This is a genomic window from Vibrio sp. HA2012, from assembly GCF_002812955.1.
Classification (GTDB): Bacteria; Pseudomonadota; Gammaproteobacteria; order Enterobacterales; family Vibrionaceae; genus Vibrio.
In genome coordinates this window covers 32,348-48,216 of the sequence record NZ_PFXK01000005.1, presented here as the reverse complement: position 1 = coordinate 48,216, position 15,869 = coordinate 32,348, and the positions used below count along the sequence as shown (strand labels likewise).

General features: G+C 42.9%; 16 protein-coding genes and 1 tRNA gene. 13 read left to right on the top strand and 4 right to left on the bottom strand.

Annotation, left to right across the window (positions count from 1 at the left end; all coding sequences use genetic code 11):
• Positions 1–74 precede the first annotated feature (74 nt).
• Complete coding sequence (gene ybaK, locus CSW98_RS10555) at positions 75–548, top strand: Cys-tRNA(Pro) deacylase (RefSeq protein ID WP_100800461.1); 474 nt, start codon at positions 75–77, stop codon at positions 546–548.
• On the opposite strand, the gene rluF is transcribed toward ybaK, so the two are convergent.
• Both rluF and smrA read right to left on the bottom strand, forming a co-directional pair.
• The gene (gene rluF / locus CSW98_RS10550; protein WP_100800460.1) at positions 545–1,546 is read right to left on the bottom strand and encodes a 23S rRNA pseudouridine(2604) synthase RluF; all 1,002 of its coding nucleotides are present in this window, start codon (positions 1,544–1,546) and stop codon (positions 545–547) included. The genes ybaK and rluF overlap by 4 nt on opposite strands.
• A gap of 59 nt (positions 1,547–1,605) precedes the next feature.
• Positions 1,606–2,187 (bottom strand): DNA endonuclease SmrA, encoded by a 582-nt coding sequence (smrA, locus tag CSW98_RS10545; RefSeq protein ID WP_100800459.1) that lies wholly within the window; start codon positions 2,185–2,187, stop codon positions 1,606–1,608.
• A gap of 493 nt (positions 2,188–2,680) precedes the next feature.
• Here smrA and CSW98_RS10540 point away from each other — a divergent pair.
• Positions 2,681–2,757 (top strand) — tRNA-Pro (locus CSW98_RS10540).
• 68 nt (positions 2,758–2,825) lie between these two features.
• Here the strand turns inward: CSW98_RS10540 and CSW98_RS10535 are convergent.
• Positions 2,826–3,692, bottom strand: a complete 867-nt coding sequence (locus CSW98_RS10535; protein ID WP_100800458.1) for a TraB/GumN family protein — start codon at positions 3,690–3,692, stop codon at positions 2,826–2,828.
• A gap of 223 nt (positions 3,693–3,915) precedes the next feature.
• On the opposite strand from CSW98_RS10535, the gene gltX reads away from it, so the two are divergent.
• Positions 3,916–5,343, top strand: coding sequence for a glutamate--tRNA ligase (gene gltX / locus CSW98_RS10530; protein WP_100800457.1), 1,428 nt, complete (start codon positions 3,916–3,918; stop codon positions 5,341–5,343).
• A gap of 42 nt (positions 5,344–5,385) precedes the next feature.
• Here gltX and CSW98_RS10525 read toward each other — a convergent pair whose 3' ends face one another.
• Positions 5,386–5,892 carry a Fe3+-citrate ABC transporter substrate-binding protein gene (locus CSW98_RS10525; RefSeq protein ID WP_100800456.1) on the bottom strand — a complete coding sequence of 169 codons (507 nt, stop codon included), beginning with the start codon at positions 5,890–5,892 and terminating at the stop codon, positions 5,386–5,388.
• Positions 5,893–6,112: 220 nt separating this feature from the next.
• Between CSW98_RS10525 and CSW98_RS10520 the strand changes: the two genes are divergently transcribed.
• The 10 genes from CSW98_RS10520 to CSW98_RS10475 all read left to right on the top strand — a co-directional run bounded on the left by CSW98_RS10520 (position 6,113) and on the right by CSW98_RS10475 (position 15,727).
• Positions 6,113–6,733 (top strand): thermostable hemolysin, encoded by a 621-nt coding sequence (locus CSW98_RS10520; protein WP_100800455.1) that lies wholly within the window; start codon positions 6,113–6,115, stop codon positions 6,731–6,733.
• Positions 6,730–8,244, top strand: coding sequence for an AMP-binding protein (locus CSW98_RS10515; RefSeq protein WP_100800454.1), 1,515 nt, complete (start codon positions 6,730–6,732; stop codon positions 8,242–8,244). The genes CSW98_RS10520 and CSW98_RS10515 overlap by 4 nt, the downstream gene beginning before the upstream one ends.
• Before the next feature lie 10 nt (positions 8,245–8,254).
• Positions 8,255–8,938 carry an iron-containing redox enzyme family protein gene (locus CSW98_RS10510; protein WP_100800453.1) on the top strand — a complete coding sequence of 228 codons (684 nt, stop codon included), beginning with the start codon at positions 8,255–8,257 and terminating at the stop codon, positions 8,936–8,938.
• Positions 8,939–8,947: 9 nt separating this feature from the next.
• Positions 8,948–9,781: an SDR family oxidoreductase gene (locus tag CSW98_RS10505; protein ID WP_100800452.1), complete on the top strand. Its 834-nt coding sequence runs from the start codon at positions 8,948–8,950 to the stop codon at positions 9,779–9,781.
• Positions 9,778–10,413: a tetratricopeptide repeat protein gene (locus CSW98_RS10500; protein ID WP_100800451.1), complete on the top strand. Its 636-nt coding sequence runs from the start codon at positions 9,778–9,780 to the stop codon at positions 10,411–10,413. Before CSW98_RS10505 ends, CSW98_RS10500 begins: the two co-directional genes overlap by 4 nt.
• 3 nt (positions 10,414–10,416) lie before the next feature.
• The gene (locus tag CSW98_RS10495) at positions 10,417–11,073 is read left to right on the top strand and encodes a response regulator (protein ID WP_100800450.1); all 657 of its coding nucleotides are present in this window, start codon (positions 10,417–10,419) and stop codon (positions 11,071–11,073) included.
• Positions 11,063–12,481: an ATP-binding protein gene (locus CSW98_RS10490; RefSeq protein ID WP_100800449.1), complete on the top strand. Its 1,419-nt coding sequence runs from the start codon at positions 11,063–11,065 to the stop codon at positions 12,479–12,481. The genes CSW98_RS10495 and CSW98_RS10490 overlap by 11 nt, the downstream gene beginning before the upstream one ends.
• Before the next feature lie 304 nt (positions 12,482–12,785).
• Entirely contained in the window at positions 12,786–14,747 is a 1,962-nt protein-coding gene (locus CSW98_RS10485) for a methyl-accepting chemotaxis protein (RefSeq protein ID WP_198517326.1), read from the top strand.
• Between the two features lie 201 nt (positions 14,748–14,948).
• Positions 14,949–15,185 carry a hypothetical protein gene (locus CSW98_RS10480; RefSeq protein ID WP_100800447.1) on the top strand — a complete coding sequence of 79 codons (237 nt, stop codon included), beginning with the start codon at positions 14,949–14,951 and terminating at the stop codon, positions 15,183–15,185.
• Positions 15,186–15,244: 59 nt separating this feature from the next.
• On the top strand, positions 15,245–15,727 hold the full coding sequence (locus CSW98_RS10475) for a DUF2059 domain-containing protein (protein ID WP_100800446.1): 483 nt from the start codon (positions 15,245–15,247) through the stop codon (positions 15,725–15,727).
• The last annotated feature ends 142 nt before the right edge of the window (positions 15,728–15,869 follow it).

Genomic DNA, 15,869 nt, shown 5'->3' with positions numbered 1-15,869 from the left:
AAAGCAAAAGGCATAGATTAAGGCGATACTTAGGTTTTACTTAAGTATCGCCTTGTAGTTTGGAAAGCCAAAAGATGACACCTGCAATTAATATCGCAAAAAAGAAAAAAATTCCCCACACCGTACATCAGTACCAGCATGACCCGAATTGTAAAAGTTACGGGCTGGAGGCTGCTGAAGTTCTGGGTCAGGATCCCAATCATGTATATAAGACATTACTGTTTTGTGTGAACGGTGAACCGAAAAATCTGGCTGTCGCTATTATTCCTGTTGCACAGAAGCTGAATCTGAAAGCAGCAGCAAAGGCGTTTAAAGCGAAAAAGGCGGAGATGGCTGATCCAGTTATTGCGCAGAAAACGACAGGTTATGTTGTCGGAGGAATTAGCCCTTTAGGACAGAAGAAGTTACTGCCGACTTTTATTGATCTTTCAGCCGAATCCCAGGAAACCGTTTGTGTGTCTGCGGGTAAAAGAGGACTGGAAATTGAACTCGCGCCAAAGGATCTGGCCGCTTTGACACGAGGACAATTTGTTCCGTTGACGGTCTAATTTTTTTTCAGGCTGAGTGTTCCGCCAACTCGTGGTTTAGCCGCTGGTTTATCTGACCGTGTTTTATCATGTTTTTTGTGCGGGCTATTTTTAGATGTAGAACGTTTTTTCGCCGGTGAATGGCGAAACTCTTCAGCGCCTTTGCCCTGAAAAGTTCGGTGTTTCTGATTACGTCTGGCCTGTGACGCCTTATTTTCATCCCGGCTGTCAAATAGCTTGGCATCTGTTGCTTTTTTAATTCTTTGGCCTGTTGCATCAATTTTAGAGGCTTCTTCTGTTCCGCAGGAAGCCTCACTCATGCGCAGAATTTCTGCTACTTCATCATCGGTCAGATAGCGCCATTTTCCATTCGGAATACCATCAATGGTGATATTCATAATTCGTACCCGGCGCAGTTTAAAAACTTCGTAACCCAATGCTTCACACATCCTACGGATCTGACGGTTAAGTCCCTGAGTCAGTACAATACGGAAAGAAAATTTAGTTTCTTTACTGACCTTACATGGTAGCGTCACAGTGTCAAGAATATTGACTCCAGATGCCATTTTCTGCAGAAACTCTGTAGTGACGGGCTTATCAACCCGTACTACATATTCTTTTTCATGATTATTACCGGCTCGCAGGATCTTGTTGACAATATCTCCGTCATTAGTCAGAAAAATCAGTCCGTCAGAGGGTTTGTCCAGTCGGCCGATCGGGAATATTCGTTCTTTATGACCAATATAATCGACAATGTTGCCGGGTACGTCTCGTTCGGTGGTACAGGTAATCCCTGTCGGTTTGTTCAGTGCAATATAGATGGGTTTTTCTTTCTTTCTGAGTGGCAGGCCATCGATAAGTACCTCATCTCCGGGTTGAACTTTGGTTCCTATTTCCGGAATTATTCCATTAATGGTAACCCGGTTTTGTTCAATTAGCTTGTCTGCTTCCCGGCGGGAGCAGAAACCTGTTTCACTGATAAATTTATTAAGACGGGTAGTCTGCGGGGTTTGTGGCATATTGTTCTCTTTTACGTTTCACAACGGCTGATAGTCGTTTTAAATTATCTGATTCGGGTTTAAGCCATACGTTTTTGATGTCTTTCCCGGTTTTCCTGTTTCTTCTCTGCACTTTTTCTCAGCAGAACATACACTGCACCGGTTCCTCCGTGGAAACGCTGAGCGCTGTGGTAACTCATGACTTCTTTTATCTGCTGCAGCCAACTGGCAGTATAGCTTTTCATCAATGCCGGAGGGTTTGAACGTTCACCTTTCCCGTGGACGATAATCACCGTGCGGATATCCATTCTCAGGCACTGGCGCAGAAAGCGGACAATTTCATCTCGAGCCTGTTCCAGCGTTTTTTTATGCAGATCCAGTCGGGCCTGAACCGGATATTTTCCAAGACGGAGCTTACGGAAGACCCCCTCCTGAACACCGTCACGCTTAAACTCGAGAAAATCTTCCGGTTTGACCATGGGGGCATTATCCAGAGAAAGGTACTCCGGGTCTTCTTCCGACAACCAAATGGCGGCTTCCCGGCGGGCAAGCTGAGCTTCGGTAACCTGATGGATTTTTTTTTGCTGAGTCGTATCCTGCCTGATGGGCTTAACATCTCCCATCATCTGCTGAAACAGCTGTGAATCATCATTGTGAGACATAGGTTCATCTCATATGGGCTCTGAATGGGGTAATTATACCTGTAATCACAGGGCTGTCATCAGAAGAAACTTTATTGAGGAAGTAATAATGAAGCGGATAAGTGACAGACAAAGAAAACCGGAGCAAACAATTTGTCTACTCCGGAGCAATAGGTCAAGGCTGTACTATTGTTCATAAAAAGTTTACAACTCTGACTATCACTTAAGCGATCTAGTGAGGAGATTTGTCAATCATCACTTTACCAACAGTCTGATGTTTTTAAATCAAGTGATAAAGTGAGAAGACAAGAGTTAAGGTATTACTTAATAACTCATCGGATGTTGATTCAGATCAAAAATCGCAAACTGGCTAAAAATGCATGTTCATTGTTGTGTTTTTAATCACATTTCAATCAGTTCTGGATGCAATCTGAGCGGTTGAACCTTAAAACTGAAAAAGTAAAGAAAACTACTTGCGTCTTTGCTGATAATCAGTAATATACGCATCCGTTCTCGGTGAATAGCGCAGTTTGGTAGCGCATCTGGTTTGGGACCAGAGGGTCGGGGGTTCGAATCCCTCTTCACCGACCATTTTAAGAAGCCTGTCCTTAGTGACAGGCTTTTTTGCGTGCGCAAAGAGTTATTACCTGTTTTGCATTTTATAGATTGCAATCAACCGGCTCGGGGTTGGACAATTGAGTAACCAGAAACCCTTTTTTCTGCAGAAGAGCCGGCAGACTTCGCGGTCCGGCTAAGTGTATGGCACCAACAGCTATGGTGTATTTACCTGGTTTGGTCAGAAATGTCGGATCGCTCAGTTTATCTGCCCAGTTTCGGTTTCTCTGGTAAATAATGCGTTCCGTCAGTTCAGATTCTATCTCACTTTTTTCTGTCAGTTTTTGTAATTGTTGCTGATCGCCTGCTTTCCAGCTTTTGATCAGACAGTGGCTGAGAGTTTTGTTCTTTTCCCAGTTATTGAGCGTATCGATTAACAATATTCGTCCGGTTCGTTTATCTCTGGTGAAAAGATCTAATTGATAATCTGATGTTTCCAGACCCAGAACCGGAATTCTCCGGCTTATAGCAATATCCTTCAGGTACAGATCAATCCCGTAATCAGGACTTAAACCGAGTTGTATAAAATAGGATAGTTGCAGGGTAAGGGCAGTCTGCCAGGGTGGTTTTTCCAGAATCTGAAGGGGAAGGGATAATTCGGATGTAATGTCCGAGAGCCGCTTTTTCTGTTTTTGGTTGAGGATATCACCTGTAGTTTCTTTTATTACCCCAAGCTTGTTTTCCGAGATCGTTGACAGGCCGACTTCTGTTATCAATCCCTGGCTATGATGCAAATGATCCATGACGGTCGCAGGAAGAGGGTACATATGCGGAGTTCCCATATGTATGGAGCCAAAAATGAGAAGATCATAGTTGTTTTTTTCTGCTTTCCAGTACAGGGGCTCTGCCAGTAACGGCTGAACAAACACCAGACTGAATAAAAAAACAGAAACAGTAATTTTTCTGAGCATTATTATTATCTGTTTGTAGTCAAGGGTAGATTATTTTAGCAGATTTTGTCTTTCTTTCCTGCGGTTATCCATTTTTCTGTCTGCTAGGTAGTTTTTATTCAATCGGGCAAATTGACGTGTATGCATACTCTAGTTGTAGAATTGCTATAGGGTGGTAAAATGCTGCCACTTTTTGCCCGTATCTGTGCGGTTTCTCTGCAAAATAATATCTAAGGTAACTCAAATGACGGTTAAAACTCGTTTTGCTCCTAGCCCGACAGGCTATCTGCATGTTGGTGGTGCGCGTACTGCACTGTATTCATGGCTTTATGCAAAGAATCAGGGTGGTGAATTCGTTCTGCGTATTGAAGATACTGATCTTGAACGTTCAACTCAGGAAGCGGTAGATGCTATTATCGAAGGCATGACATGGATGGGGCTGGAATGGGATGAAGGTCCGTACTTTCAGACAAAACGTTTTGACCGTTATAACGAAGTTGTTGACCAGCTTCTTGCCGAAGATAAGGCCTACAAGTGTTATGCCTCGAAAGAACTGCTGGATGAGATCCGTGGTGAGCAGGAAGCCAATAAAGAAATGCCTCGGTATGATGCAAATCATCCGAAAATCAAAGCGGTAAATGAGGCAGCTAAAGACGGCGATCCTTGTGTGATCCGTTTCCGTAATCCGAAAGAAGGCAGTGTGATTTTTGATGATCAAATCCGTGGCCGTATCGAAATCAGCAATGAGCAGATGGATGATCTGATTATCCGCCGTACCGATGGTTCCCCGACTTACAATTTCTGTGTTGTTGTTGACGACTGGGATATGGGGATCACTCATGTTGTTCGTGGTGAAGATCATATCAACAATACACCTCGTCAGATCAATATTTATAAAGCGCTGGGTGCTCCGGTTCCAACGTTTGCTCACTGCGCTATGATCCTGGGTGATGATGGTGCTAAGTTATCTAAACGTCATGGCGCTGTTTCTGTGATGCAGTATCGCGATGAAGGTTATCTGCCGAATGCACTGAATAATTATCTGGTACGTTTGGGGTGGTCTCATGGTGATCAGGAAATATTTTCCCGTGAAGAAATGATTGAGTGGTTCAGTCTGAACGCGATCAGTAAATCGGCTTCAGCTTTTAACACAGACAAGCTGTTGTGGCTGAACAATCATTATATCAAAACGTCAGATCCTGATTATGTAGCGGAGCATTTACAGTGGCATCTGGATAATCAGGGAATCAATAAAGAAAACGGTCCGATTATTACGGATGTGATCAAATTGGTTGGTGAGCGTTGTAATACTTTGGTTGAACTGGCACAGCAATCTCGTTATTTTTATGAAGACTTTGATGAGTTTGATCCGGCAGCCGCGAAGAAACATCTGCGTGGAGTGGCAAAAGAGCCTCTGGAAGCTGCTTTGGCTAAAATGGCGGCACTCACCGAGTGGAGTACAGATAATCTGCATAATGTTATTGCTGAAGTATGTGCGGAGCTGGAAATCGGTATGGGTAAAATCGGTATGCCGTTGCGTGTTGCTGTTACCGGTGGTGGTCAGTCGCCATCAGTCGATGATGTTATGCAACTGATTGGTAAGTCTCGGGTTATTGCTCGTATCAATAAGGCGTTGGCATTTATTGCTGAGCGGGAAGCAAACGCACAGTAATTGCTCCGAACAGAAAAATCCCGCTACCGATAGCGGGATTTTTTATTTCAGGTCGATACTGTTGATTCGTCCCATAAACATAAGAATTTCCAGATTGTCCTTATGCACTTCAAGTAGCTTTTTCTTAGTCTTCAGGTAGGCAGCAAGTTTGCCATATTTGTTAATGGAACAGAGTGTACTGCGGTGCTTGCATTTTCCGTCATCCGTATATTCCCGCCATTTAGCAATATAATATTTTTCTTTATGATCCGGATTTTCTTTCGTTGAGTGAGCCTTATAGATAATTTTGGGCTCTAATTCATGTGGTAGCCTAGTCATCAGATAAGGATCCTGAAGAATTCGTTTCCAGAATTTTCCCCACATCTCATAACCCAGTTCATTTCTTAGTGAGATGGCTTTCTGTAAGGCCTTTTCTTCACCGATTCTTATAAAACCGACAGAACGATGTAATACAGTATCATCAGGGGTGTGAATATGTATCTTAAATGCTGTTTTTCCTTTGGATATAAATCTGTGCCCGGTATTCGTTACTAAGTTACTTTTATTCATAAGCTAAATCAAAAATTCGTACATCTTTATTTGAGAGGGGATAATATGCGATTCCATACATCGATGAAAGACGATAACTCACAAAAACCATATTAACAGTTTGTTATTGTTGAGTTAATAGTCAATTGGGTCTTTGGGCTCTGTATTTTCTGTTTTCTTAAGTGTCTCTTAAGTTTGAAAAGATATCTTGTCACTATCAAATTCATAAGAGAGTAGCAAGATGAAGGCCAGCATCGATATAAAGAAGCTAAATCTGGAAGTCATTGACCGGCAGCACCCTCTTTGGGAACAGGCTGTTTCTCAAATACAGGAACGTTACAGGCAAGCTTTTGACGCCCGGTTATGTTCCTACATGCCGATTTTCACCGCATTAATGCAGTCTGAGCACATCATATCTCTGTGTGGGTATCGTATCGCAGAAGGCGAAACGTTATTTCTTGAACAGTATCTGGCTAAACCAGCTGACGTTATTCTGTCTGAAACTTTTGATACTTATGTTCTCCGGAAGTCTCTGGTGGAATTTGGACAGTTGGGTTCTTTTACAAAAGGTATTTCTTACATTCATTTCCTGAAAATGACGGAGACTTTGGTAGAACAGGGGATGGAATGGTGCATTTTTACGGCGACAGATCCTCTGTATGCGCTAATGAAAAGGCTTGGGTTGAGTCCAGTTGTTATTGCTGATGCGGATCCGGATAAGATCCCGCACGCACCCGAAATATGGGGAACCTATTACCAGTATCAGCCCAGAGTTTTCGCCGGTAACTTAAAGCATGGTCTTGAGTTACTGAGTTCTCGCTTGCAGAGTCCAGAATATTCAGATAGCAGGAAACAGATATGAGTAAGATTTTGCAGGCAATACAAAAATATGCTGATGAGAAACCGGATCAGACGGCATTTTGGGGAGAAAACTATACCGGTAAGGAACAGACTCTGACTTATACCGAACTCTATGATCGTATTCATTTGGCGGCAAAAATATTAAGAGAACAAGGTTCTCGCTGTATCGCGCTGAAAGCGGAAAATTGTCTGGAATGGGTTATTACTGACTTAGCGGCTATGCTGGCCGGTATCGCTATTGTGCCGATACCTACATTCTTCTCAGAGGAACAGGTTCAGCATGTGCTTAAAGAATCCGGCGCTGATGTACTGGTTGGAGAATGGTACGGATATGGCGAAGCTGTGACGTACCTTGATGGCTTGCCAGTGTATGAAAGAGTAACCAACGGAAGTAGCAGGCTTCTGCCCGGAACAGGAAAAATTACTTTTACCTCCGGATCAACCGGCACACCAAAAGGTGTTTGTCTGAGTATATCCAACCTTGAATGTATCACTGATACACTGGCGTCGAAATTGAGAGGGCAAAGTCATCGTCACCTGATATTTCTGCCGCTTTCCACGCTGCTGGAAAATATAACAGGTATATATGTGCCGCTATTATTGGGGGTAACATCTGTCATTTTTCGGGGAAATCATCTTGGTCTGACCGGATCCTGTCAGTTTGACCCGATACTTTTTGCTAAGGCTGTGGAGAAGCTGCGCCCTGATAGCTTGGTATTAACACCAGCTTTACTAATGGCGTTGATACAGATAGTTCAGACAAAATCTGATTTGGCAAAATCTCTTACCTTTGTTGCTGTTGGTGGAGCCAGAGTGTCTCCGGAATTAATTACAGTGGCGCATCAGTTGGGGATCCCTGCTTATCAGGGGTATGGCCTGTCAGAATGTACATCTGTGGTTAGCCTGAACACACCAGTTGCCGGTAAAGCCGGTAGTTGTGGAAAGATTTTGCCACATGCAGAAGTCAGGGTCTCTGCTGATGATGAACTCTTGGTAAAAGGAAATACGGCTCTTGGCTATTTAGGTGAACCTTTCTGTGGGGATTGGTATGCCACAGGTGATATTGGCTGGATTGATAAAGAAGGATTTCTTTTCCTGAAAGGCCGCAAAAAGAATCAGATTATCACTGGTTTTGGTCGCAATATTTCTCCGGAGTGGATTGAGTCACAGGCCCAAATTTATGTACCCGACTGCACCTTAATTGTTACTGGAGAGGCACAGAATACGCTTAGTGCGGTCGTGAATACACAAGTCGATATTATGGAAAATATCCGGAAACTCAATACTACTTTGCCTGATTATGCCTGTATACATCGCTTACTAGTGGTTCCAGAGCTTCATTCAATAACACACTGGTTTACTGCTAATGGCCGCCCGATTCGACCGGTTATTGAGTCTTGGGTAAATCAGACATTGTCTGCAACGTCGGACTTTCCTTACTTACCGTCTGGTGACCAGGACATCGATTATCAATTAATTAGAGTGCAACCGTCTGCTGCAGCGGTGGCATAAGGTGAATATTATGAGTGACTTTTTCCAGATATTAAAACAGCAGACATTACAAGCACAACAGCATATGTTGCAGGCTCCGGTCTTTGAGGCTTGTGTCCAGGGTGATATTAGCCGGGAAATGTATACAGCTTTCCTGACACAGGCATTTCACCATGTAAAGCATACCGTTCCCTTGTTAATGGCATGTGGAGGGCGCCTGACAGCGGATTATGAATGGGTGCGGGAAGCGATAGCAGAGTACATCAAAGAAGAGCAAGGTCATCATGAATGGATCCTCAACGATATTCGTGTATGTGGGGGAAATGCTCGGGATGTGAGCCTGAACTTGCAAGATGGTAAAGCAGGACAGGCCATCGAGTTGATGGTGGCGTATCTTTATCACCAGATTGACTGGCATAACCCAATGGCTCTGTTTGGTATGGTATGGGTACTGGAAGGGACAAGTGTGGGGGTAGGTGGACAGATAGCCCAAATGGTTAAAACGTCGCTGGATCTTCCGGACACTGCGATGAGTTATCTGATGTCTCATAGTGTATTGGATCAGGATCATATTCGTTTTTTCGAAGTTCTGATGAATAAGGTTGAAAATAAGGCCGACCAGCAGGCGATTATTGATTCTGCCAATATGGTGTTTTCGCTTTATGGACAAATGTTGCGAGAACTGCCACTCCCCTCGGTTTCACAAATAGAATAGGAGAAGCGTATGGATCTGAGAGGAAAGTATGTTCTGCTAACCGGTGCTTCTGGTGGAATAGGTCGTGCAATTGCTACTGAGCTGGAATCACAAGGTGCTCATCTTGTGCTGGTAGGCCGTAACGAAGTGAAATTGGAACATTTACACCAGTCCTTGGGGTATTCCGGAAGGCATATGCGTCTGAGAGCTGATCTCACGACGCTGGAGGGTATGAATGCATTACAGCAACAGATTATCCAGAATGCAGAGAAAGGCATAAAAATCAGTGTGTTGATCAATAATGCAGGCAGTAACCGGTTTAGTGCGTTGATTCGGCGCAGTTCTGAATCAATTGAAAAAGAGATCCAGCTCAATCTGACTACTCCCATTCTTCTTACTAGGATGTCATTAGAGTGGCTAGAACGGCCAGGAATTGTGTTGAATATCGGCTCAACGTTTGGCTCTATTGGTTACCCCGGTTACGCCACGTATTGTGCGGCTAAATCGGGTATTCATCGATTTAGTGAAGCGATGGATCGGGAGCTTAACGGTTCGGGTATCAGGGTTCTGTATTTGGCTCCCCGGGCAACCGATACAGAACTCAACTGTCGTGTTGTCAACCAACTTAATAAGCGGCTTGGTAACGCTTGCGATCAGCCGGAAACCGTGGCAGTGCATGTTTCTGATATGTTGCAGCGCGAGAAGAGCGTGAAGTGGATAGGCTGGCCGGAAAAATTGTTTGCACGCATTAACCAAATCCTTCCAGGTATGATTTCCCGTTCGATCAATAAACAGAAGGAAACGATATACAAATATATGGATCGGGCAACAGAAAGTTCTGACAAAGGAGTTAATGAGTTATGAAAGGTATAGTTTTTCTATTGTTATTCCTGGGGTTAAGCTGTCCTGCTGCGATATCTGCTACAATGGAAATCGATCCGTTAACACAGGTTCAGAAGGAGTGGGCTGAGTGTCAGTATCGGTCTGAGAGAAAGGACATTCAGGTTGTTTGTTTCGAGAACTTGATTGAACTGAATCAGGAAGTATTAAATCATTACCCAGAAGACAATGAACTTAAAATCTGGCTGGCGGTTAATAAAGCATCTCTGGCCGGAGCAAAAGGTGGATTGGGAGCGTTGTCGCTGGTTAAAGAAGCTAAGACGATACTGGAAGATGTGATTGCTACTGAACCGGAAACGTTGCATGGATCGGCCTATACCAGTTTAGGTTCACTATACTACAAAGTACCCGGATGGCCGATTGGTTTTGGTGATGATGATATGGCGGAAGAGATATTGCATCAGGCACTGGTTATGAACCCGGATGGTATTGATCCTAATTATTTTTATGGTGATTTTCTGGCTGAAAATGGGAGAAAGCAGGAGGCCATTAAATATTTGACCAAAGCATTAAATGCGGCACCCCGAGCCGGACGTTCGTTAGCGGATCAAGGCCGGAGAGAAGAAATTAAAAAACGACTGGAGAGCTTAAAATAGCTGATGCGTCTGTTACTTGTTGAAGATGATATATTACTTGGCCAGTCCATGGTGACATCATTAAGTCGTCATGGTTATACCGTTGATTGGGTAGAAAGAGGCGGAGGTGTTTCTTCTGTTCTGAATACAGAGCAATTTATGGCTGTTATTTTGGATTTAACCCTTCCGGATATGGATGGTCTTCAGGTTTTGCGGCAAATTCGGAATGGTGGTTTCGATTTGCCGGTACTTATTCTTACTGCCCGGGATGATATTGATGACCGGGTTAAAGGCCTGGACTGTGGAGCTGACGACTACCTCGGTAAGCCTTTTGCTCTGGAAGAGTTGCTGGCTCGTTTAAGAGTGTTGATCAGAAGACGTTCAGGCAGTTCTGAACAGCTTATTGAAGTCGGAGAACTTTCTCTCTCATTATCTGAGCAGGTTATTCGTTATCAACAACGGCCACTGAACCTGACTCGTAATGAATTTAAAATTCTTGCTAGCCTGATGATGAATGCCGGACGGGTCATGAGTAAGGAACAACTGATACAGTCTCTGCATGGTTGGGATGAGGCAGGTAGTGATAACGCAATTGAAGTTCATATTCATAATGTACGTAAAAAGGTACCGGATAAGTTGATAAGAAATATCAGGGGCGTTGGTTATATCATTGAGAAATAATAAGATATTCTCTATAAAACGCAGGCTCACGTTATCAATGGTTTTGATGGCGTTATTGCTGTTTGCCGTATCTATGTATTCCAGCTTTCTTACTGCCCGGCATGAAATAGAAGAAGTGTATGATGCCCGGCTGGGGCAGTCGGCTAAACTGTTGCTGGCAGTCACTGCTGTTCCTCGGGCTAAACGAAGCCGGACAGAACTGCAATACGATTTTGAGCAGTGGATTCGTTATACCGAACAGCAGGTGGAGTTGCATAAAGAGCTGGGATATGTTTACGGGCATCCTTATGAACAGAATTTGATGTTTCAATTCTATCAGAACGGCGATTTGCTATGGAGTTCTAACCAGAAGATTGCTGCACTAGCTGAGGATAAAACCCACTCCGGATTTGATAGTATCAGGATTAATGGCGAAGAATGGCGGTATTTTCAACTGTCACCTCAGGGGGAAACAGGGAAGGACGAATACATCGTAGTGGCAGAGAAGCAAAGCATCAGGAATGAAATGATCAATGAAATTATCCAGTCAAATGTGCTTCCTCAATTTATATTTATTTTTGTATTGATCACGGTGCTTATTCTGCTGATCAACAAGAATTTCCGTCCTATAGCAGAATTACGCAGAGCTATACAGAGCCGTAGTGTGCTCAAGTTTGACCAGATCTACGTTGCTAACCATACGACAGAATTATCACCTCTAGTTGATGCTCTGAATGAGCTTCTGGCTCAGTTGGACAGTGCCTGGCAGCGTGAAAAACGTTTTACCCGAATGGCTGCCCATGAGTTGAAAACTCCGCTTACAATATTAAGGCTTAATGCAGAGAATGCTCTGAACAGCAGCAATCCCCGGCAGTTAGAAGAGGATATGGGAAATATTCTGAAAGGGATCGATCGTACGGATCGTTTGTTGCACCAGTTACTTACACTGGCGAAAGTAGAAAGCCTTACCGATATTGAAAAGCAGGATGTCGATATATCTGATATTGTTCGGCAGGTAAGCGCAGAGCTTGTTCCTTTAGCTTTGCGCCATAAGCAGGAATTGAGTGTTGAGGCTAAATCCTGTCATCTGAAAGGTGATGCTACGCTACTGAGCTTGCTATTTCGTAACCTTATCGAAAATGCGATTTACTATTCCGGAGACAAGAGCACGATTGAAATAACGGCATACAAGGAACAGGAGTATGTGGATTTCTATGTTGCTGATACCGGAGATGCCATCACAGATGAAACCCGTAACAAACTGTTTGACAATTTTTACCGAGGAAATAGTGAAAGGGGAGATGGCTCTGGGCTGGGAATGTCTATAACACGCTATATTGCTTCATTGCATAACGCTGAAATAACTTTGCTTCCCAGAGAACATGGGAAAAATACGTTCAGGATCCGATTTTGGCTATTACCTGAGTGAGTTGGCCTATTTGTCACCAGATAAATCAGGACATTTTTTATTTTCCTCTCTGTCTTCCTATCTCCAGTGCGACTATTTCTCATTATTGCGAATTCTCCCCCGTATTTCATGGGCAAAGGCAGAACAAATCAGCAGGTTATTATACGTAATCTATAATTTATTTTATCCAACGATATCTCTTGCAGTTCTAAGACTGTCGAGGGAGAAAAGAATAAAGGATAAAACGGGTTCATGACGGTTTTATGGTTGTGTCTGGTGAGATTCATAAACAGTTTATCTAAGGCGATGCATTATGCAGTTGAGTGTGAAACAAAAACTTTTAGTGATCATTGTTCCCATACTTATGGCTTTGATTTACTTTGCCGGTGTGCAAATTTTACAGGCCAGAGAATCAGAGTCAGTGGCGAAAACTGTGGCCGGTTTTGTTGAGTTATCGGCTTACAATAGTCGTCTGACGCATGAGTTGCAGAAAGAACGGGGAATGTCTGCAGGTTTTCTTGGATCGGGGGGAAAAAAGTTTTCCCAGCAGCTATCTGCACAAAGAAAACAGACAGACAAACGTCTGCAGGAGCTGCAGAGTTATCTTATGCAGCATGATAAAACACTCAGAGAATATCCTGAGCTGTGGCAGGTCGTAGAGAAGGTCAATACTATGTCCAGCCGGATAAGCAGTATTCGCTCGGGTGTTACGGCATTAACTCTTCCTCTGAGCGAAGCCCTTAATTACTATACTACAATGAACCGTTACCTGTTATCTGTACCCGGTATGGCAGTGAAAGTATCCGGAGTGGCAGAAATTAGTCAGTTTTTAGTGGCATATTACGAGTTCTTACAAGGTAAAGAACGGGCTGGTATTGAGAGAGCGGTACTGAGTAATACGTTTGGTCAGAAGGCTTTTGCTCCGGGAATACAACGCAAGTTTATTACGCTAGTGAGTGAACAGAACAGCTACTTTTCTACTTTCTTAATTTATGCCAGTCATAAGCATGTGCAGAATTATAATAAGATACAGTCTGGCCCTGAGGGGCAACTGGTCAACCAGTACCGGGAACTGGCTTTTTCCGGAGAGCTGGATCAGAATCCGGAAGCCTGGTTTGCAGCTTCAACGAAACGAATTGAACTGCTGAAACAGGAAGAAGACCAGCTTACAGAGCATATTCTGTCATTGACGGATAAAATTGTGGCCAGTAAGACACAGATTTTCTGGTTCTATCTGGTTTTATCTGTTGCGCTGATTATTCTGGCTTTGTTTATCAGCTATGTTTTGTTAAGTGGAATCCAGCGTCAGGTTTTTTATCTGAACAGAACCATGGGGCAGGCAGCAAATAAAGATCTGAGTACCCGTTGTGAAGAGATCGGCAGGGATGAACTTGGACAGATTGCCACAAACCTGAATGCTATGCTGAATGAATTGACAGAAGCGGTGAATATTATCTCTGATTCCAGTGAACAATTAGCCGCTGCCGCCGAAGAATCCACATTTTCTGTTCAGCAGAATGCGGATAACCTGCAAAAACAGCAGGCCGATGTTGTCCAGGTAGTAACGGCAATTGAAGAAATGAGTGTTTCTGTGAAAGAGGTGGCTCAGAATATTCAGAATACCTCTGATGAAGCGGATACGGCAAACAGTCAGATTATCAGTTGTAATGCGTTGGTGGGAGAATCGACCCGTTCGATTCAGGAAGTCTGTAACAGAATCGAGTCTGTTTCTGTGGCAGTCCATTCCTTACATCAGAGTAGTAGTAATATATCCGGGGTGGTAGACGTAATTCAGGGGATTGCTGAACAGACAAATCTTCTGGCTCTGAATGCTGCTATTGAAGCCGCCCGGGCAGGAGATCAGGGACGAGGCTTTGCTGTTGTGGCTGATGAAGTTCGGTCTCTGGCACAGCGTACACAGGATTCCACGCAGGAAATCGAGGCAATGGTAGCTAAACTGCAGCAAGACAGCAACAGTACCTTTGACCAGATTAATGATGCCAGTGAATATGTAAATATCAGCGTACAAAAAGCAGATGAAGTAACAACAGCATTGGAGTTCGTTGTTGCTTCTATTAATACTATCCGGGATATGGCGACTCAAATTGCATCCGCTGCCGAAGAGCAGGTTCTGGTTAGTGGTGATATTGCAGCCAGAGCCCAGTCTATAGGAGATAGTGTCCAGCATACAACTGAGAGTGGGCAACAGATTGCTATAGCTGCAGAAGAGCAGGCTCGGTTATCGGATAAGTTGCAGCATTTGGTCGGGGAGTTTAAAGTCGGCTAAAGTGGACAGGCGATATGCATCTCTGATTCTTATACAGGATGCATTCGCTCTGCTGAATTGTAAAACAGCAAGAATTTATGATCTTAAAATATAATAAATAATCAGAAAATGAAATTATTGTTTTGTTTGTTAATTACATCTTCTATTATATTGATTCTTTTGAAGATAAATCACATTATTAGCATTTGACAGGGGAGATATATGTCTCAACGACAATCAGAAATATGTTATTGTTCTCGGTGTGGTGCAGAGACAAATCACATTGTTGTTTTAGTGAGAAAACCCAGCCCATTCAAAAATTCATCGCATAGAAAACTGAAAGAATTTATACATGGTGTCTTAAAAGGATGGTTTTTTGGTGCTTTTATCGCTTCAATGGATGACTTATCCCGGCATCTTATTTGTGAACAGTGTGGTGATAAAATAATTGATGAATAAGTCAGTATTACCTGTTGGCTAGTTTTATATATAAATAAAAAATTATAGATGGAAAAATGATGAAAAAAGTATTTGGAATGATTTTGTGGCTTTCACTAACCTGTTCGGCTTATGCGAATGTAAGTCCAGAAACACAAGCAGAGGAAGAGTTGATAAGCGTGATGGATATTGAGCGCCAGATGTTGGGTGGTTTTGATGCTATGCTACCGATGATTGACCAATTATCCGAAAATTTACAACTGAATGACAGTGAAAAAATCGAACTAACGGATATATACCGGGATTGGTTTAATAATTCTTTTGATAGAAAGAAAATGAAAAGCATGATAATTAATATATATTCTGAAACATTCAGTCAAGAAGAGCTGGAAGACATGATTCAGTTTTATAAAACGCCAACGGGAAAAAAAGTATTAGAAAAATTACCGGGTCTGTCTAAAGCTGCAATGCAGTTCGGAATGGCTGAAGCACAAGATAAACAATCTCTATTGATAGAAAAATTGACTCCATTTATTGAAAGTCATCAGTCAAAATATGAGTAAGTAGTAATCAGATATAAGTTATCAGTTCATCCGGAACACAGAAATTTTTGTTGTATTAACATCCGATTTTCTGTGTTCTTTTTTTGAATACTGCCGATGATAAAAAACACATTCATCAATAAGTGCAGCTGATTTTTATTGA